The sequence below is a fragment of the Acrocarpospora pleiomorpha genome, from assembly GCF_009687885.1.
Lineage (GTDB): Bacteria > Actinomycetota > Actinomycetes > Streptosporangiales > Streptosporangiaceae > Acrocarpospora > Acrocarpospora pleiomorpha.
The window spans coordinates 1-18,091 of the sequence record NZ_BLAF01000099.1 but is presented as its reverse complement, the minus strand read 5'-3'; the positions used below and the strand labels follow the sequence as shown (position 1 = coordinate 18,091).

Annotated in this window: 19 protein-coding genes; 18 read left to right on the top strand and 1 reads right to left on the bottom strand. The window is 66.8% G+C overall.

Translation table 11 applies throughout. The features are described 5' to 3' along the window. The first annotated feature begins 100 nt into the window (after positions 1-100). The 8 genes from Aple_RS48225 (at position 101) to Aple_RS48190 (ending at position 8,335) form a co-directional block, all read left to right on the top strand. A complete protein-coding gene (locus Aple_RS48225) occupies positions 101-1,069 on the top strand; it encodes a thiamine-phosphate kinase (protein WP_373869720.1) in 969 nt (322 codons plus the stop codon). 997 nt (positions 1,070-2,066) lie between these two features. Beyond that, positions 2,067-2,945 (top strand): hypothetical protein, encoded by an 879-nt coding sequence (locus Aple_RS53990; protein ID WP_218038893.1) that lies wholly within the window; start codon positions 2,067-2,069, stop codon positions 2,943-2,945. A gap of 2 nt (positions 2,946-2,947) precedes the next feature. Then, on the top strand, positions 2,948-3,829 hold the full coding sequence (locus Aple_RS48215) for an ADP-ribosylglycohydrolase family protein (protein ID WP_170322039.1): 882 nt from the start codon (positions 2,948-2,950) through the stop codon (positions 3,827-3,829). Between the two features lie 120 nt (positions 3,830-3,949). Further along, entirely contained in the window at positions 3,950-4,834 is an 885-nt protein-coding gene (locus Aple_RS48210; protein ID WP_246265492.1) for a helix-turn-helix domain-containing protein, read from the top strand. Between the two features lie 20 nt (positions 4,835-4,854). After that, entirely contained in the window at positions 4,855-5,070 is a 216-nt protein-coding gene (locus Aple_RS48205; protein WP_155351518.1) for a DUF397 domain-containing protein, read from the top strand. A gap of 68 nt (positions 5,071-5,138) precedes the next feature. Then, positions 5,139-5,936 carry a bifunctional hydroxymethylpyrimidine kinase/phosphomethylpyrimidine kinase gene (gene thiD, locus Aple_RS48200; protein WP_155351517.1) on the top strand — a complete coding sequence of 266 codons (798 nt, stop codon included), beginning with the start codon at positions 5,139-5,141 and terminating at the stop codon, positions 5,934-5,936. Between the two features lie 354 nt (positions 5,937-6,290). Further along, positions 6,291-7,031: a helix-turn-helix domain-containing protein gene (locus tag Aple_RS48195; protein WP_155351516.1), complete on the top strand. Its 741-nt coding sequence runs from the start codon at positions 6,291-6,293 to the stop codon at positions 7,029-7,031. Then, the gene (locus Aple_RS48190; RefSeq protein WP_155351515.1) at positions 7,031-8,335 is read left to right on the top strand and encodes a tetratricopeptide repeat protein; all 1,305 of its coding nucleotides are present in this window, start codon (positions 7,031-7,033) and stop codon (positions 8,333-8,335) included. The genes Aple_RS48195 and Aple_RS48190 overlap by 1 nt, the downstream gene beginning before the upstream one ends. 67 nt (positions 8,336-8,402) lie before the next feature. On the opposite strand, the gene rpmB is transcribed toward Aple_RS48190, so the two are convergent. Beyond that, complete coding sequence (gene rpmB, locus Aple_RS48185; RefSeq protein ID WP_155336401.1) at positions 8,403-8,588, bottom strand: 50S ribosomal protein L28; 186 nt, start codon at positions 8,586-8,588, stop codon at positions 8,403-8,405. 208 nt (positions 8,589-8,796) lie between these two features. Here rpmB and fakA point away from each other — a divergent pair, with 208 nt between their 5' ends. The 10 genes from fakA to Aple_RS55300 all read left to right on the top strand — a co-directional run bounded on the left by fakA (position 8,797) and on the right by Aple_RS55300 (position 17,855). Then, the gene (gene fakA, locus Aple_RS48180) at positions 8,797-10,359 is read left to right on the top strand and encodes a DAK2 domain-containing protein (RefSeq protein ID WP_155351514.1); all 1,563 of its coding nucleotides are present in this window, start codon (positions 8,797-8,799) and stop codon (positions 10,357-10,359) included. 34 nt (positions 10,360-10,393) lie between these two features. Next, on the top strand, positions 10,394-12,559 hold the full coding sequence (gene recG, locus Aple_RS48175; protein ID WP_155351513.1) for an ATP-dependent DNA helicase RecG: 2,166 nt from the start codon (positions 10,394-10,396) through the stop codon (positions 12,557-12,559). 476 nt (positions 12,560-13,035) lie between these two features. Beyond that, a complete protein-coding gene (gene rsmD, locus Aple_RS48170) occupies positions 13,036-13,590 on the top strand; it encodes a 16S rRNA (guanine(966)-N(2))-methyltransferase RsmD (RefSeq protein ID WP_155351512.1) in 555 nt (184 codons plus the stop codon). 21 nt (positions 13,591-13,611) lie between these two features. Further along, entirely contained in the window at positions 13,612-14,088 is a 477-nt protein-coding gene (coaD, locus tag Aple_RS48165) for a pantetheine-phosphate adenylyltransferase (protein WP_155351511.1), read from the top strand. A 79-nt stretch (positions 14,089-14,167) separates the two neighbouring features. Beyond that, a complete protein-coding gene (locus Aple_RS48160) occupies positions 14,168-14,725 on the top strand; it encodes a YceD family protein (protein ID WP_155351510.1) in 558 nt (185 codons plus the stop codon). 1 nt (position 14,726) lies between these two features. Continuing rightward, the gene (gene rpmF, locus Aple_RS48155; protein WP_155351509.1) at positions 14,727-14,906 is read left to right on the top strand and encodes a 50S ribosomal protein L32; all 180 of its coding nucleotides are present in this window, start codon (positions 14,727-14,729) and stop codon (positions 14,904-14,906) included. 267 nt (positions 14,907-15,173) lie between these two features. Further along, positions 15,174-15,911, top strand: a complete 738-nt coding sequence (gene rnc, locus Aple_RS48150) for a ribonuclease III (protein WP_155351508.1) — start codon at positions 15,174-15,176, stop codon at positions 15,909-15,911. A 13-nt stretch (positions 15,912-15,924) separates the two neighbouring features. After that, the gene (mutM, locus tag Aple_RS48145) at positions 15,925-16,797 is read left to right on the top strand and encodes a bifunctional DNA-formamidopyrimidine glycosylase/DNA-(apurinic or apyrimidinic site) lyase (protein ID WP_155351507.1); all 873 of its coding nucleotides are present in this window, start codon (positions 15,925-15,927) and stop codon (positions 16,795-16,797) included. 404 nt (positions 16,798-17,201) lie between these two features. Next, complete coding sequence (locus Aple_RS48140) at positions 17,202-17,471, top strand: acylphosphatase (protein WP_155351506.1); 270 nt, start codon at positions 17,202-17,204, stop codon at positions 17,469-17,471. A 189-nt stretch (positions 17,472-17,660) separates the two neighbouring features. Continuing rightward, positions 17,661-17,855, top strand: coding sequence for a hypothetical protein (locus Aple_RS55300; protein ID WP_155336276.1), 195 nt, complete (start codon positions 17,661-17,663; stop codon positions 17,853-17,855). Positions 17,856-18,091 lie beyond the last annotated feature (236 nt).

The following is an 18,091-nucleotide window of genomic DNA, read 5'->3' as shown; positions in this document are numbered from 1 at the left end:
CTCCCGGGATTGATCACCACCGAAAGGTCAACGTACCCCGAACACCAGGAGGTGTGACATCACAGTCGGAGAACTAGGCGAATTCGGTGTTATTAGCCGGATTGCGGGGCGTCTGTCCCACGGTGCGTCTGTCCTGCTCGGCCCAGGTGACGACGCTGCGGTCCTGGCCGCGCCCGACCGACGCGTGGTCGTAACGACGGACCTGCTCCTTGAGGGTAGACACTTCCGCCTCGATTGGTCCAGCGGGTACGAAATCGGTCGTAAAGCGGCAGCGCAGAACCTTTCCGACATCGTTGCCATGGGCGCAACACCCACAGCCCTTTTCGTGGGTTTGGGCATGCCCCCCCACACCACAATCGACTGGCTAGACGCCCTAACCGACGGCTTCCGCGACGAATGCGCCCTAGTAGGAGCCAGCGTGGCAGGCGGCGACATCGCCCGCTCTGACACGATCGTCCTCGGGGTAACAGCTTTGGGAGATCTCGCGGGAATCGCCCCAATCACCCGCTCAGGAGCCCGCCCAGGCGACCAGGTGGCCATCGCTGGGCGTCTCGGGTATGCGGCAGCCGGCCTGGCCCTACTCTCCGCAGGCACCGCCACGACGCGGGCGGGGGCGGGCGGAGCCCGAGGGGAAACAAAGGGCTGGGTGGGTGGGTCCTTCCCTGTCGATTCGTTCGAGGAGTTGCTGTTGGCGCATCGTCGTCCGGAGCCGCCCTACGCGCAAGGGCCTCGGGCGGCGGCGTTGGGGGCGACCGCGATGGTGGATGTCAGTGATGGGCTTGTGCAGGATCTTGGGCATATCGCCGCGGCCAGTGGGGTCGGGGTGGTTGTGGAGCCGGCGGCCTTCCGGGTGCCTGCGATTCTTGTCGAAGCGGCCCGCTACCTGGGGGTCGATCCGCTGGACTGGATTCTCACGGGGGGTGAGGATCATGCGCTCGCTGCGGTGTTCCCTCCGGAGGTACGCCTTCCGCCCCCCTGGCAGGTTGTCGGAGAAATCGTTCAAGGCCAGGGAGTGCAGGTCAAAGGGCGTGCGGAGGCCCCCGGGGGATGGGATCACTTCAGGGGATGATGTGAAATTTGTGACAAAGGCGTTTTAGATCTGTTATGAAGTATGACGGTCGCCAACAGGAAGGACCGTCATGGGTCGTCACAGGACAGGACGAGATAGCGGTGATGGGGATAATCCCAATACCGACCATTCGAGCACGTCCGCGGACGCCACATCTGACCAGCACACTTCCCCTGATTCCGAGGATGGCTTCGACCGGTGGCTCGGGCACCTGACCGGAGACGGCCCTGAGCTCACCTACCGCTGGCCGGAGGACACCGGTCACCCCGGCCGCTCTGCGCATGCCGATAACACCGGGCACCCTGGGCAGGCCGGGCACCCTGGGCAGGCCGGGCAGGCTGGGCTAGCCGGGCAGGCTGGGCGCTCCGGCCGTCCCGGGCAGGCCGGGCAGGTTGGCCATCCTGGGCAGGCCGGGCACTCTGGACCTGCGGGGCATGCCGATAACGTCGGGCGTCCTGGGTACGCGGGCCCTGTCGTGCCTCCGCCCGCCGAAGAGGATCGTCCGGCCATTCACCCGGCCTACCGCTGGGACCTCCCGCCCAAGCGCAAGCGCCCTGCCGAGCCGTCGGATCAAGGGCCGCCCTCGGGAGTGGTGACACCATTCCGGCGCAAGCCACGAAACCCCTACGCGCCTGCCGAGACGGGATTTCCCGAGGCGGCGGGCTTCGGGCCAGGATCACCCTTTGGTCCCACAGACGGTTCGGACGCCTCGCCGGGTTCGGACGCCTCGCGGGGTTCGGATGCTTTGCGGGGTTCGGATGCTTTGCGGGGTTCGGACGCCTCGCGGGGTTCGGATGCTTTGCGGGGTTCGGACGCCTCGCGGGGCTCAGACGCCTCGCGGGGTTCGGACGGCTCGCGGGGTTCGGATGCTTTGCGGGGTTCGGACGCCACGTGGGGTTCGGGCACCTCCTGGGGTTCGGACGCCACGTGGGGTTCAGGTGACTCGCAGAGTTCGGATGACTCGTCTGGGGAGGCGACGCGCGCCGATCTGGCGGTTGTGCCCAAGGCGCAGGTCGACTATCGCTGGCCGCCCGAGGAATCTTCCGGTGTCGCTGTGGAGCTTTCCGGGAAGTCGCGTGACAGCGGCCCGGACGTGTTCACCGAACATGGCGCTCGGAGACGTTTCGGGCGGACCGCGTTGTTGTCCGGGCTGTCGGTGCTGGTGGCGGTGGGGGTCACGTTCGCCGGGGTGAGGCTGGTCGGAGACCGTACCAACCTGGTTTTGGAACCGCCCGCGGCCAGTTGCGAGCCGGGGGGATGCGGAGCGGCCCCGGCCGTCCCCCAGCCGTCGGCCACTGATTTCGCCACGCCGGAGGAGTCGTCGCCCTCCCCAACAGCGGACAAGCCGAAGCCGAAGCCCACCCCTAAATCCACGGCCCCCGCAATCGTGCAGGCGAAACCAACGCCTAGCCGTACGAACTCGCCGAAGCCCAAGAAGTCGCCCACGCCCACAGCGACCGAAGACGACGACGAGGTTCCCGTAGGGACCAGCCTCGAAGAGGGTGGCGGTCCGTCGAGCAACGACGATGCGCCAGCCGACGGGAACACGCTCCGCGTGGCGGCCCCCGCCGTGACCGTCGCCTTCGAGGTGACCCAAGAGGATTTTGACGGCTACGCCGCCCGCATCGTCGTTCTGAGCGGCAAGGAGGATATTTCCGACCTTCGCCTCGCAATACCCGTCAGCGGTGAGGTCCTCACCGTTGAGGGCGCGCAGTGGGAGGTCCAGGGCGGGCAACTCATTCTCACCTCTGTCGCCCCCCTCCTCGCCGGCGAGGAACTCGTCGTCGAAATGATCGCCAACGGCTCTCCCATCACCCTGTCCGGCTGCGTCCTGACCGGCGGCGACTGCACCATCGCCGCACCCCCCACGCTCTGAGCGTGATCACCTCGCCTCAAATCGCGGCGGCGATTCGCGGCCTGGCCGCCGGAGACGCGCTCGGCGTGCCGTGGGAGACCGCGCCACCCGAGCGCATCGACCGCACCCGCCTCTTCGACCTGCCCGCCAGCCGTGGCTGGCCCAGCGGCGCCACCTCCGACGACACCAGCCAGACCATGATCGTCGCCCGCCTCCTCGCCGACACCGCAGGAGCCCCCACCGCGGACGAGTTCATGCGCCGCCTCTCCGCCGAAGCCGACCAGATCCGCGGCATGGGCTCTACCACCCGCCGAGCCCTCAAGCACTACACAGCCACCCACACATTCCCCGAAATATCCCCACAAAGCCGGGCCAGCAACGGCGCAGCCATGCGCATCGCCCCCGTCGGCTGGATCGTCCCCCCGACCGACCCCGACCGCCGCCGCACCCTGGTCCACGAACTCTCCCGAGGCACCCACCCGCACCCCGTCTCCATCGGCGCGGCCTCCATCGTCTCCGCCATGGCCACCCAAGCCCTCGAAGACCCCGCCAGAATCCTCCCCGCCGCCATCGACGAAGCCACCCACCTCGCCCTCCCCGACTTCGCCCCCATCCACCAGGCGGCCACCGGCGCCTGGACCCCACCCCCCGACGGCATCCCCATCCTGGCCGCCCCCACCATCACCGCCGTCGTCCACACCATCCACCACTCCACCGACCTCACCACCGCCCTGACCTACGCGGTAACCCTCGGCGGCGACACGGACACCGTCGCCGCCATCGTCGGCGGAATCCTCGGCGGCATCCCCGGCCAGCCCCCACCCCCTTGGTGGCCCCGCGTCCTGTTCCCCGAGGACGCCGAGGTAGACCAGCTGGCCACCCGGCTGACCGAGCTCCGGGGATAAGCCCCTTCAAGCGACGCGGATTCGGAAAAGGCAGCAGGCCAAAAGGGGTCCGATTCCTTTCTGTTTTGCGGAGAATGCTGAGAGTCACGTTGGATCCGCTGGTCTCACGATGACCTGTGCGTGGCTAAGTCCGAGAAGGGGTGGTTCGCGATGGCCGGCAGACGAGGTCCGACGCTACGTACGCAGTGGCTGGGCAAACAACTACGGGAGCTCCGCGAGGCGGCGAAGCTCACCCTGCGAGACGCCGGAGACTACATCCAGCGCGACCCCGCCACCATCAGCCGCATCGAGAGCGGCCTCGTGCCCGCCCGTACCCCGGACGTGATAGCCCTGCTCAATCTGTACGGCATTAGTAACGAGGCCAAACGCGAGGGAATGGAACGCCTCAGCCGCGAAGTCTGGCAGACCGGCTGGTGGGATGGTTATACGCCGGAGGCGCTCGGCGGCATGCTCGATCGAGCCTGGCTGGAGTCACGGGCAGAACGAATCCGTATCTATGAACCGATGGTAATTCCAGGCCTCTTTCAGACCCGCGAGTACGCTTCGGCGGTCATTACGGCAGGTGACGCGGACGCCAGCCCCGAACGTATTAACCAATGGCTGGAGTTCAGGATGGCCAGACAAAAGATGCTGGAATCAGACCCGCACCCACGCATCGAAATGATCCTCGACGAGGCCCTGATGCACCGGGTCATCGGCGGCCCTCGGGTTATGTCAGCCCAGCTGAGGAGGTTGGCGCTGGCCGCGGACCGGCCCGACGTGGAGGTGCGAATCGTGCCGTTCAGCGTGGGGGCGCACGCGAGTCCTAACGGTGGTTTCCTGATCTTCGATATGCCAGACCCATATCCCGATGTGGCCTATGCCGAAACCCGAGGAGGTGCTGTCTACGCCGAATCAGACGGGGCCGACAGTTTCATGCGAACGTATGATTCCCTTCAAACAATCGCCTTGATTCCGGACGCTTCGGCGAAGTTCATCCGGAACGCCGCGAAGCGGTTCGGGTAGGCGATACGGGAGGACGCGGCATGGATGGGTTGCCAAGTGTCGCATGGCACATCAGTTCAAGGAGTTCCAACGGGGTCGGGCAGTGCGTCGAGGCGGGTCCGCTTGCTGACGGCACTGGCCGGGTGGCGGTACGGCACAGCCGGCACCGCGACGGTGAGGTGATCATTTATACCCGCGCTGAGTGGGAGGCGTTCGTCGGCGGCGTCAAGGACGGCGAGTTCGACTTCTTCTCCTGAGGCGCGACGCTCCGAGCCACCGCACGACCCGGCCATCGATGGTTGGGCGAGCCTGGTTGGATTGGGGTATGACTCCTCCTCGTGTGTTGACGGTCGCGGGCTCGGATTCCGGTGGTGGTGCGGGGATCCAGGCCGATCTGAAGACGATGCTGGCGCTCGGCACGCACGGGATGAGCGTGATCGCCGCGGTGACCGCGCAGAACTCGGTGGGGGTTCAGGGGTACTGGGAGTTGCCGCCGGAGGCGGTCCGCGCGCAGCTGGACTCGGTGCTGGGGGACATCGGGGCGCAGGCCGTGAAGACCGGCATGCTGGCGTCACCGGTTCTGGTGGAGACGGTGGCCGAGGTGCTCGCCGGCCTGGACGCGCCCGTGGTCGTCGATCCTGTCGGGGTGTCCAAGCACGGAGACTCGCTGCTCGCGCCGGAGGCGGTGGAGACCGTGAAGTCCAGGTTGCTGCCGACGGCCACCGTGGTCACGCCGAACCTGTGGGAGGTCGAGCAACTCACCGGCGTCAAGGTCGAAGGCGAGGACGATCTTCGCCGGGCGGCCGACGCGGTCCTGGCGCTCGGACCCCGATGGGCGCTCATCAAGGGCGGCCACCTGCCCGGGGAGGCCGTCGACCTGCTCACGGACGGCACGACCGAACATCGGTACCACGCCGAACGCCTGGACAACCGCCACACCCACGGAACCGGTTGCACCCTGGCCTCGGCCATCGCGTCATACCTCGCCCTGGGCGAAACCATCCCGGACGCGGTACGGCAGGCCAAGGCCTATGTCACCGGCGCGATCGCGAACGGGTTCCCCTTGGGCGCTGGAATCGGCCCCGTGGACCATGCCTGGCATTGGCGCGCCGACAAGAATTAGGGCGTGGTTCATGGGCACGGTTATGGCACCCAGCAGGCACTGGGACCATCAGCCGAGTGTTTGAGCGACCAGCGCGAGAACACCCAGGCTCAACGTCAGCGTCGCGGTGAAGGCCGTCGCTCCCGCGCGCGCCGATGCGGCGCTTGTCGAGCCGAAAGCACGCGAGCATAAGAATGCCGCCACTCCGGCTAGCCCGGCGAATAAGATCGCAACGCAGAGGGATAGCACGACCACTGCGGCGAGGGCTGATTTAGAACTCACGTGACCTCCTGATGCCGTCACCAATAGGCTGGCGGCAACCGCGTTCGGCGCTGTTCACCTGAACAAAAGCGAACAGAGATGCGGGGAGATCACATGGATGATTCGTCTGAAAGCCCGCTGCGCGCGCTCGGGGTCGAGTTGCGACGGATATTGGCCACGAAGGGCTGGACGACACAAGCTTTCGCGACCCGCGCGGGGCTGAGCAGGACGATCGTCAGCCAGGCTCTGAACGGCTCCAAGGTCCCCACCATTCGAACCGTCACCCGCCTCGCCCAGGCCCTGCGCACCGACGTTGAAGCGCTGCTCGCACTCCGCGATCAGGCGGAACGGGAGGCCGCGCGGCCGAAGACCGCACCGGAGGCCGGACAGTTCATCCTCGATGTCGGCTCTGTCGAAGATCCGAACATGTGGATACCGGCGGGTGAGGTGCGCTTCACCGTTTCCAACGGCGGGACCCAGTCGCTCAAGCTCACTTCGCTGATATTGCGAGTGATCAATCGTGTGTCCCTCATGGAAACCCTGGGCTTGGTGACGGCGGCCCCCGTGGACGAATACTTCCTGCATGCCCGTATCACCCCCGATACCACCAGCGTCGAGTTGCTCGACCGTCATCATGTTCTCGCCGCCGGAGAAACCGACGGATTCTTGCTGAAGATCGACGGCCCCGAAGGCTATGTGCTGGAACTCGACTTGCTGGCATGCTGGCACGAGTTGGGCGCCGGGGAGCGGCGAACCGCTGCGTCGACGTCGTTTGCGATCAATTTTCCCGCGCAGAGCGCGGCCGGACTTCTTAGTGTCATCCGCCGAATGCGTGAGGCAGCGGGAGAAGATTGATGCTGGTGTCCGAGCGGCTTCGTCAGGCACCGGGTATGGCCATTTATCGCGGCAGCGTTCCGCACGAGTCCTGTGCTGGGCGCTTCGTGTTCGACAGCTTCTACTATGTCGACCTCGATGAGTGGCCCGATTTCCGCCGGACGCTGGACGAAGACCGGCTCGGGAAGATCCAGTGTGACACCTGCGGCGATATCGCTGAGGTCAAGTTCCCGGTTATCGTGGAGATCGCCAGCCGTAATCTCCTGATTTTCGCGACTCATGGCGGTGATGATGGAGGCGTGGAGAGCGGCTTCGTGGCCGTGCTCGACCGGGCGGCCGCGATGCTCACGTCAGTCGTCGCCGAACGCGCACGCCGACGGCCGTACACGTTCGTCCACGGTTATCGTGGCCTACGGGTTCTGCTGGACGCGTTGGACGGTGTTCCGTTGCCCAAACCCGCTCCGCCGTATGCCCACGCGCCAGACACCGGCCGTCATTTCAGCACGCTCCACGGCTACAGGTACGGCGATCTGTTCTTCCATTATCCTGGGCAGCGGACTGTCGACGACCTGGTCTGCGCGTTACTCCACTGGTCCGCGGGCGTGACCGATGCCGCCGAAATGAAGAAGATCGTTGCGGTGGCCGAGGGAATACTCCGAATAATCGGCCCGCACCATCCATGGCTCGTCCATGAGCTGGGCAGGCTCTACCTGGAGCTCGGTGAGTTCGACGAGGCTCAGCGGCTGCTGGAGCTGGCCTCGAGTGCCCAGCATTGCTGGCTTGCGGTTACCGCCAGCATTCTGGACGCCACTCCGGCGACCAGAGCCGACGTTGAATCACAGAGCGCCGAACTGCCGCATGCGACGCCCGCCACGGTGCGGTCCGATGTGTGCTCGGTGCGGCACACGGTGACGCGACAAAGACCCGCTTACAAAGACTATGCCTTCTGGCATTTCCCGGAAATGGAGCAGAACGCCCACCCCAGTGGATACACCACGCAGACCGTCCACGAGGCGAGGGGCCTCGCGGTGGGGTACCTGTCTCGCTATTTCATTGACGAGTCCAGGTCAGTCTTTCCATCGTTCTCCATCGCGTTCGGCAATGTCCTGACGGGGACGAAAGAGAACATCGAAGCTGTCGCGGACGCCGAACCCGAGGCTGTTCGCGGATTCTGGTGGCACTATGTGTTGGCGCGCTGGCTTGGGCACACCAACGAGCACGACTCCCTCGTACAGGAAATCGACACAGCAATCGCCGACCTTGCCGCCGAGGCCGATCTCGAACGCTTCTACCTGGAAGGAGCCGCCCGTGAACTACGCGGCTGAAGCCGGTTCGGAGGCTCGGCAATGCGAAACCCGCCACCGACGGGTGACGGGTTTGGAGTCGCGGGTGCTAGCGGGTGACTTTGCCTGCCTTGATGCAGGAAGTGCACACGTTGAGCCGCTTCGGCGTTCCGTTGACCGTCGCGCGGACGGTCTGGATGTTCGGCTTCCAGTTGCGCCGGGTGCGGCGGTGCGAGTGGGAGACGTTGTTGCCGAAAATCGGCTTCTTAGCGCAGATGTCGCAGACGGAAGCCACGGTCATCGCTCCTTCAGGATCAAGTCTTAGATCAGCTCATCCGAGCATGCCGGGACAACCGGCTGGCCACACGAGGATAGCCGATGTCCGCCCAAACACGCGAAACGAAGGCGCGGCGGAGACGGGATAACCTCGTATCTGCCAACGGTAGCGCATCGGGGGAGCGCCGGGACGCGGTTGGGCGACGGTGCGAAATGAGGGCCGGTCAATGCTGAAGGTGCTCGATCCGGGGGCCGTCCGCGGCTGGGTACGGCGTTCTGCCGACGCGCTGGCCCGGGCGCGGGCCGAGATCGACGCGCTGAACGTGTTCCCGGTGCCGGATGGGGACACGGGCACGAACCTGCATCTGACGATGCTGGCGGCGGCCGACGCGCTGGCGGGTCTCGCCGAGGACGCGGACGCCGACCTGACCTGGCGGACCCTGGCGCAGGGGGCGTTACTGGGCGCGCGCGGGAACTCGGGAGTGATCGTCAGCCAGGCGCTCCGCGGCATGGCCGAGGTGCTGCGGCAGGCCGAGGGTCGCGGCGACGACGTCCGGGACGCGCTGGTGCGTGGCGCCGAAATGGCCAGGTCCGCGGTGGTACGGCCAGTCGAGGGAACCGTGTTGAGCGTGCTCGCCGCCGCGGCGGACGCGGTGCGCGAGCGGGACGGCGATCTGCCCGAGGTGGCCGGATCGGCGGCCCGGGCGGCCCGGCAGGCGCTGCTGCGGACCACCGGGCAACTAGATGTGCTCGGCCGCAACGGCGTCGTGGACGCGGGCGGCGCCGGACTGACGATCATCCTGGAGATCCTGGCCGACGTGGTCGCCGACGCGTACGCCGAGCGTCATGACGTGCCCGCGCCCGCCTCCGATCACAGGCCGGCCCCCGAACAGGGGCAGCCTGGATACGAAGTCATGTACCTGCTCGACGCCGGGCAGGAGGCGATCGATCGCCTGCGGGCGGAACTGGACGGGCTCGGGGACTCGCTCGTGATCATTGGCGGGGACGGGCTGTGGAACGTGCACGTGCACGTCGACGATGCCGGGTCGGCGATTGAGGCGGGGTTGGGAGCTGGGCGGCCACACCGGATCAAGGTGACGTATCTCGGCGGGCGGACGCAGGAGCCCAGCCGGGGGCGTGGCGTGGTCGCGGTGGCGGCCGGGGATGGGCTGACGGGGCTGTTCCGGGAGGCCGGGGCCGTGGTGGTGCGGCGGGAGCCGGGGGCGAGCCCGGCGCTGGCGGCCGTGCTGGCGGCGATCAGGGGCGCGGGGACTGAAGTGGTCGTGCTGCCCAACGACAGCGGGGTCCGGGCGGTGGCCGTGGCGGCGGCGGAGATCGCCCGGGAGGAGGGGGTGACGGTGAGCGTGCTGCCGACCAAGGCGTCTGTGCAGGGGTTGGCGGCGTTAGCCGTACATGATCCGTTGCGGCGGTTTGATGATGATGTGGTCGCTATGACGGACGCGGCTGGGCATACCCGGCATGGGCATGTGTGGGTGGCCAACCGGGAGGCGATGACGAGCGCGGGGTTGTGCCGTCCGGGGGATGTGCTGGGGGTGGTGGACGGAGATGTTTCCCTTATCGGTACGGCTGTCGCGGAGGTTGCGGTTGAAGTCGTGGATCGCATGGTGTCCGCCAGTAGTGAGTTGGTGACGCTGGTGTCTGGGGCGGATTCTGGGGGGTCGTTGGCGGAAGTCGTACAAGACCATCTTGGGGTTGTTCGTCCGGATATTGAGGTTGTGCATTACGAAGGTGGGCAGGGCGGGTATCCGCTGCTCATCGGGGTGGAGTGATTGTTGTCGGGGATGCGCGGTAGAACTGGTTGACGTGACCAGGTTCGATGAGTCGTTGAAGCTCGCGGTGGGGGACAAGACGGCTGCGCCGTTGGAGAGTGCGCTGGGGATCAGCACCGTGGGTGAGCTGCTGCGTCACTATCCGCGGCGGTATGCGGAGCGGGGGGAGCTCACGCCGATCGCCTCGCTGGAGCATGATGATCATGTCACCGTGGTCGGGCGGGTGTCGGCCGTGCAGCGGCGGCCGATGAAGAACCGGCAGGGCACCTGGCTGGATGTCGAGGTGACCGACGGGAAAGACCGGCTGCGGCTCGCGTTCTTCGGCAAGGGGGCGTACGTGGCGGAGCAGCGGCTGCTGCCCGGGACCGAAGCCTTCTTTTCCGGAAAAGTCAACGTTTTCGCTGCGCCGAATGGGGTCAAGCGGCGGTCGCTCACCCATCCGGACTATGTGACCGAGGACGAGGAGACCGCCGAGGAGTTCAGCACCGCGCCCGTGCCGATCTACCCGTCGGCGCAGAACCTGGCCACCTGGAAGATCCAGCGCGCGGTCCGGACCGTGCTGGACGTGCTCGAACTCGATGATCCACTGCCTCCGGCGATGCGCAGGCGGCTGGGCCTGCCGGGCCTGACGGACGCGCTGAAGGCCATTCACCGGCCGCGTGACCACGGCGACATCGCGCGGGCCAAGAAGCGGCTCAAGTTCGATGAGGCGTTCCTGCTGCAGGCGGTGCTGGTGCGGCGCAGGATCGCGGCGGCACAGTGGCCCGCCACGGCGCGGCCGGGCAAGGAGAGCGGCCTGCTCGCCGATTTCGACGCGCGGCTGCCGTTCCGGCTGACCGACGGGCAGCGTGAGGTCGGCGAGGAGATCTCCGCCGATCTCGGGAGCGAACATCCCATGCACCGGCTGCTGCAGGGCGAGGTCGGCGCGGGCAAGACCGTGGTCGCGCTGCGGGCGATGCTGCAGGTGGTGGACTCCGGCGGGCAGGCGGCCCTGCTCGCGCCGACCGAGGTCCTGGCCCAGCAACATCACCGCTCGATCGTCGCGATGCTGGGCGACCTGGCCGGGGGCGGCATGTTCGGGGGGACCGGGGTGGCGCTGCTGACCGGTTCGATGGGTGCGGCGGCCCGGCGCTCCAATCTGCTTGACGCGGCCTCGGGGGCGGCCGGGATCGTGGTGGGCACCCACGCGCTGCTCCAGGACAAGGTGCAGTTCGCCGACCTCGGCCTGGTGGTCGTGGACGAGCAGCACCGGTTCGGCGTCGAGCAGCGGGACGCGTTGCGGGAGAAGTCCCAGGGCGGGCGGCCGCACGTGCTGGTGATGACCGCCACGCCGATCCCGCGCACGGTCGCGATGACCGTCTTCGGGGATCTTGAGGTGTCCACGCTCAGCCAGCTGCCGTCGGGGCGGGCGCCGATCACGACGCACGTGGTTCCGGCGGCGGAGAAGCCGCACTATCTCCAGCGGACGTGGGAGCGGATCAAGGAGGAAGTGGGGTTGGGGCGGCAGGCGTACATTGTCTGCCCGCGTATCGGGGATCAGGAGGGGGACGAAGGAGATCTGGCCAAGGAGGACACCGAGGAGCGGCGGCCGCCGCTGGCGGTGGTCGAGGTCGCCGAGATGCTCGCCGACGGGCCGTTGCACGGTCTCCGCGTGGCTGTCCTGCACGGCAAGCTGCCTCCCGAGGAGAAGGACGCGATCATGCGCTCCTTCGCCAGGGGCGAGGTCGACGTGCTCGTGGCGACCACCGTCATCGAGGTCGGCGTGGACGTGCCCAACGCTTCCGTCATGGTCATCATGGACGCCGATCGCTTTGGCGTCTCCCAGCTCCATCAGCTCCGCGGCCGCGTCGGGCGGGGTGGCCTCCCCGGCCTGTGCCTCCTGGTCAGCGAAGCCGTTCCCGACACTCCGGCCCGCCTGCGGCTCGACGCCGTGGCCCGGACTCTTGACGGCTTCGAGCTGTCCCGGGTGGACCTCGAACAGCGCCGCGAGGGTGACGTCCTCGGCGCGGCCCAATCCGGCCGCAAGTCCTCACTCCGCATGCTCCAACTGTTGCGCGACGAGGATGTCATCGAATCGGCTCGCGAAGAGGCTCTCTCCCTGCTGACCGAAGACCCCCTGCTCGAATCCCATCCCGGGCTCAAGGCGGAACTCGACACCCTGGTCACGGATGAGCGCTCCGAATTTCTGGAAAAAACCTGACTTCGTCCGTTAGGGGAGAGACAGGGGCCGCAGGGCCGTCTGTTGGAGGGTTCGGGCGCGGACGGGTGGAGCCCGCGGAGGAACAAAAGGGGTGGGTGCGAGTTCCACGGTGATCGGGAATCAGGGCGGAGCTACGGTAAGAGACAGGTTGGGTGGGTCGTGTGGTCTCGAAACGGCGTAGGTCTGGGAGCAATCGCGTTGAGCGGGGGGCCGGAAGGGGCCCTGGGCGTCAAAATGACCCAGGGCCCAGCCTTGGGACGGCCTCCCCCCGAATGCCGTCCCCGGCTGGGCCCACCCTCGGGTCAGGTGCCGAGGGCGCCGGCGTGCGGAAGGGCTCACGATCACGCCGGCCGGCCTTCCCCTGGGTCACCGTGAAGGCCGCAAGACCCATCTTGCAGGCAGGTGCGGGTGGAGGGAATCACCCTTACCTATTTCTCGCCACCTCTTACTCACTCTTGACCAGGGATAATGAGCAGATGACCAGGGTCATCGCAGGAAGTGCGGGCGGCCGGCGGCTTGCCGTACCACCGGGAAAGGGCACCCGGCCGACCAGCGACCGCGCCAGGGAAGGGCTTTTCGCCACCGTGGGGTCGCTGCTGGGGGTGCCGGAGCGGACCCTCGACCTCTACGCGGGGTCGGGCGCCGTCGGGCTGGAATCCTTGAGCCGCGGCGCGTCGCACGCGCTGCTGGTGGAGTCGGACGCGAAGGCCGCCAGGACGATCCGGGAGAACATCGCCGCGCTCGGCCTCCCCGGAGCCGTGTTGCGCGCCGACCGGGTGGAGCGGGTGGTGGCGCAACCGTGCGCCGAGCCGTACGACTTCGTGTTCGCGGACCCGCCCTACGCGGTGCGCGACGAGACGCTGGCCGAGGTGTTGCTGGCGCTGCGGGACAACGGCTGGCTGACATCCGGCGCGTTGATCGCGGTCGAGCGCGAGACGAGAGGGAAGGATCTTCGATGGCCCCCCGGGTTCGAGGAGGCCCGGGCCCGTCGCTACGGTGAAGCGACCGTTTGGTATGGTCACGCCGAATGAGCCCGATCTAAGGGGTGTGTGGTGCGCCGAGTTGTTTGTCCGGGGTCATTCGACCCTGTCACCAATGGTCATCTCGACATCATTGGCCGGACGTCCCGGCTCTACGACGAAGTCGTCGTCGCCGTTCTGATCAACATCGAGAAGAAGAGCCTCTTCACCGTCGAGGAACGCATCGACATGCTCCAGGCGGTCACCAAGGAGTACGGCAACGTCCGGGTGGAGAAGTTCCACGGCCTGCTCGTCGATTTCGCCAAACAGCAGGGTATCCCGACCATCGTGAAGGGCCTGCGCGCGGTCAGCGACTTCGACTACGAACTCCAGATGGCCCAGCTGAACTACCGCATGTCCGGCGTGGAAACCCTCTTCATGTCCACCAACCCGGAATACTCATTCCTCTCCTCCAGCCGCCTCAAGGAAATCGCCCGCTACGGCGGCGACGTCTCCGGCCTCGTCCCCGACCTGGTTCTGCGGCTCCTGGTCGAGCGCCTGCGCGGCTGAGGACGGCCATCCGGGCTGGTATCGTTGGACTCTGGCCTTGCACGACGGCGGTGATTCGCCATGCCTTATGGAAAGCAGGATGAGTCTGCCACGCCTCGACCCCCGAGCTCCCTGGGTGATTTCAACTCATGATCTGGGCCGGCGACCGGGGTCGATGCGCAAGATGAGTCCGACGCTTCCGGCGCCGGTGGATCTCGCGGTCGGCATGATCGGTGTTCCCAAGGACGCCGAGGTCGAGGTGGATCTCCGGCTGGAGTCGGTGATGGAAGGCGTGCTCGTGACGGGCACGGCGGGTGCTCCGCTCAGCGGGGAGTGCTCGCGCTGTCTGGATCCGCTGACCTCGGAGATCGAGGTCGGGTTCCAGGAGCTCTTCTTCTACTCGGCGGAGGACGCCGGAGAGGACGATTCGCTCCTCGACGGCGAACTGCTCGATCTGGAGCCGACGTTCCGTGACGCGGTGGTGCTCGCGCTGCCGTTGAGTCCGGTGTGCCGTGAGGACTGCCCGGGGCTCTGCGCGGAGTGCGGGGTCAAGCTGGCGGACGCCGGCACTGACCACCGGCACGACCGGGTGGACAGCCGGTGGGCGTCACTGCAGGGCCTGAAAATAGACGATAACGAAGACGATCAGGAGGCCTGACGTGGCCGTTCCCAAGCGGAAAATGTCGCGGAGCAACACCCGCGCCCGCAGGTCCCAGTGGAAGGCGACCGCGGTCGTGCTCGTGAGCTGCCCGCAGTGCCGCTCGCCCAAGCGCCCGCACATCGCGTGCCCCGAGTGCGGCACCTACAACCGCCGTCAGGTCATCGAGCCGAAGGCCTGAGCAAGCGCTCAGCGATTCCCGGCGTGCTCTGCGGTTCCGGGCGCGCCGAGTTTGTGGGATTTCCGGCGTCGATCGGGTCGTCAAACCGGCCCGGTCGGCGTTACCTTGCTTCACAAGCGCTTCGCAGGGAAGCGCGTGCGGTGGCGGCTCGCCCGCGGCCGTGGTGGACGCCGGGTGCGTACCCGACGCCCACCACGCCTTCGGGCTTCGTCAAGATGATCCACCTGCCACCGTGCTTCGGCGTTGCCATGCACGAGGAGGAAGATCATGATTGGCAAGCCCGTCGCCGTGGAGGCCGTCCGCGATGAGCTGGAGCGGGTGCTCGACGTCCGGCTCAGCACCGAGATCCTGGAGCGGGCGCTGACGCACCGCTCGTATGCGTACGAGAACGGCGGTCTGCCGACCAACGAGCGGCTGGAGTTCCTGGGCGACTCGGTGCTCGGCCTGGTCGTCACCGACACCCTGTTCCGGGGGCATCCGGATCTGCCCGAGGGCCAGCTGGCGAAGTTGCGCGCGGCCGTGGTCAACATGCGGGCGCTCGCGGACGTGGCCAGGACCCTCGATCTGGGGCGGTTCCTGCGGCTCGGCCGGGGCGAGGAGGGCACCGGGGGCCGGGACAAGTCCTCGATCCTGGCGGACACGCTGGAGGCCCTGATCGGCACGGTATACGTGGACAAGGGCCTGGAAGAGGCCTTCCGGGTGGTGCACCTGCTGTTCGACCCGCTGATCAAGCGTTCCGCCTCGCTCGGGGCCGGGCTCGACTGGAAGACCTCGCTGCAGGAGCTGACCGCCTCGGAGATGCTGGGCGTGCCCGAGTACCATGTCGACGAAAGCGGTCCAGACCACGCCAAATCGTTCGTGGCGACCGTACGGGTCGGTGGGCAGGAGTATGGCACGGGGGCCGGGCGCAGCAAGAAGGAAGCCGAGCAGCAGGCCGCCGAAGCCGCCTGGACGGCGATCCGCGACCTGCGTGACGCCCGTGAAGCGGCGGTCGGCAGAACCTGACACAGGAGCATAGATGCCGGAATTGCCCGAGGTTGAGGTCGTCCGGCGCGGGCTGGAAAGCTGGGTGGCCGGGCGGGAGATCGCCTCCGCCGAGGTCCTGCATCCGCGTGCGGTGCGCCGCAACACCGGCACGCTCGCGGACCTGCTGGTCGGCCGTACGGTGGTGTCGGCGGAGCGGCGTGGCAAATACCTGTGGCTCCCGCTTCGTGAGGGGGATTCACCGGTTGAGGACGCGCTCATGGCCCATCTGGGGATGAGCGGCCAGCTTTTGATGGTCGAGCCGAAAGAGCCCGAGGAGAAACATCTGCGGGTCCGGATCGGCTTCACCGACGGCGGCCCTGAGTTGCGCTTCGTCGATCAGCGCACGTTCGGTCATCTGCTGGTCTCTCCTCTTGCGGTACGGCCTTCGCGTGACGTTCCCGAGCCGATCGCGCATATCGCGCCCGACCCTTTCGAGGAGTCGTTCGACGATGCCGAGTTCACGATCAGGATTCGCCGCCGCCAGACCGGGGTGAAACGGGCGCTCTTGGATCAGTCGCTTATTAGCGGTGTGGGCAACATCTATGCGGATGAGGCGTTGTGGCGGGCCAAGCTGCACTGGGCGCGCCCGACTGAGACGCTGACCGGCAAGAAGGTGGCCGAGCTGCTCACGGCCGCGCGTGGCGTGATGACCGAGGCGCTGGGGGAGGGCGGGACGTCCTTCGACCGCCTCTACGTGAACGTGAACGGCGAGAGCGGCTACTTCGACCGGTCACTCGCTGTGTACGGCCGGCGGGACGAGCCGTGCCCGCGCTGTGGCACCCCGATCCGGCGGGACGCGTTCATGAACCGATCCAGCTACAGCTGCCCGAAATGCCAGCCGAGGCCGAGAAACGGCAGGTGGTGAGGGTATATCGGGCGAAGAGGGTATATATCGCGATGGCTGCCGTGGGACGTGCTTTCTGCACGTTCGCGCCGCGGCTGTCGTTGGGAAACCAGGTGACGGCGGGGATGGTGGAGCCCGGGGGAAGGGATGGGACCCTGGGAACCTCCGATCCTGTTGTTACCAGTTCCAGATTCTGGTTGGAAATCATGGTGACGGCGGGGCCTGAGGGACGGGATGGGACCTCGGGAACCTCCGAACTTGTTGTTGCCGGGTTCGAGGTGGCCATGGTGACGGCGGGGGCTGATGGGGCCTGAGGGAAGAAATGTGACCTTTGGGGCCCCTGATCCTGTTGTTACCGAGGCTTTGTCGTAGGCTGCGTCGGCGCGGGATGGCTTCGGTCCGATCGGATTGGGGGTGAGTTTGGTGTGGTGAGGCTCACAGTCTGGGTGAAAGGGCGGGTGCAGGGTGTGGGCTTTCGCTGGTGGGTGCGGGCGAGGGCCTTGGAGCTCGGGCTGCGCGGATGGGCGCTCAACTTACCGGATGGGCGGGTTGAGGTTGTGGCCGAAGGGCCACGGGAATCTTGCGCCGCGTTACTTGACCTGTTAAGTGGGGGTGACACGCCCGGCCAGGTCACGGGTGTGATAGAGCGGTGGAGTGATCCGAAAGGGGCGGTTGTCGGCTTTGTGGAGCGATAGCCCCTTCCCTTAAACCACCCAAATGAGGTATATTTACATGTCGACAGTGTCCATCGGCCGCTCATTGTGAAGCGTTCAACTTGACCGCCTCCGCAGCCGGTGCGACTCTTGAGAAGAACCACGCGCACCCCTCCCGCGGCTTGAAGTGCGCGAACCAGTCTGGTCACTCAGCGTGGAGGACCCTTAACCATGGCGAAGGCTCTACTCGGCCACGTCGGCGGTCCTGACCCTCGTATGGTCTCGGAAATGCGTCGCCTCCAGCAGCGCATCCGTGACTTGGAGGCAGAACTCACCCGGCTCCAGGCACAAAACGATGCGCTTGCCGCGCAAACTCGTGATGAGGCTCTGGTTAGGCTGCAGGATCGCGAGCCGGCTCTCACCTGAGAGGCCGGGTCACAACACGAATGAAAATTGTCAGGGGCGCCTCGAAAGGGCGTCCCTTGTCATTTCCACCGACATTTCCGATGATGTTCCGCCCACCTTGCCACTCCTATGGCAATTCTTGACGACCCATAGGCCAACTTTCCAGATTATTTCGTACGCCCCGGGCCCGAAACCGGGACATTCCCACCCGCCCTTCGACTCCCGTCAGCGACTCCCACCCCTGTCGTTACCGGGTT

Bases quoted from the DNA above. Each gene is read 5' to 3' on its own strand.
- thiD (WP_155351517.1), top strand. From the start codon at position 5,139: ATGACTCCTCCTCGTGTGTTGACGGTCGCGGGCTCGGATTCCGGTGGT.
- Aple_RS55300 (WP_155336276.1), top strand. From the start codon at position 17,661: ATGGCGAAGGCTCTACTCGGCCACGTCGGCGGTCCTGACCCTCGTATG.
- rnc (WP_155351508.1), top strand. From the start codon at position 15,174: ATGATTGGCAAGCCCGTCGCCGTGGAGGCCGTCCGCGATGAGCTGGAG.
- Aple_RS48205 (WP_155351518.1), top strand. From the start codon at position 4,855: ATGGATGGGTTGCCAAGTGTCGCATGGCACATCAGTTCAAGGAGTTCC.
- rsmD (WP_155351512.1), top strand. From the start codon at position 13,036: ATGACCAGGGTCATCGCAGGAAGTGCGGGCGGCCGGCGGCTTGCCGTA.
- Aple_RS48190 (WP_155351515.1), top strand. From the start codon at position 7,031: ATGCTGGTGTCCGAGCGGCTTCGTCAGGCACCGGGTATGGCCATTTAT.
- mutM (WP_155351507.1), top strand. From the start codon at position 15,925: ATGCCGGAATTGCCCGAGGTTGAGGTCGTCCGGCGCGGGCTGGAAAGC.
- Aple_RS48195 (WP_155351516.1), top strand. From the start codon at position 6,291: ATGGATGATTCGTCTGAAAGCCCGCTGCGCGCGCTCGGGGTCGAGTTG.
- fakA (WP_155351514.1), top strand. From the start codon at position 8,797: ATGCTGAAGGTGCTCGATCCGGGGGCCGTCCGCGGCTGGGTACGGCGT.
- Aple_RS48160 (WP_155351510.1), top strand. From the start codon at position 14,168: ATGAGTCTGCCACGCCTCGACCCCCGAGCTCCCTGGGTGATTTCAACT.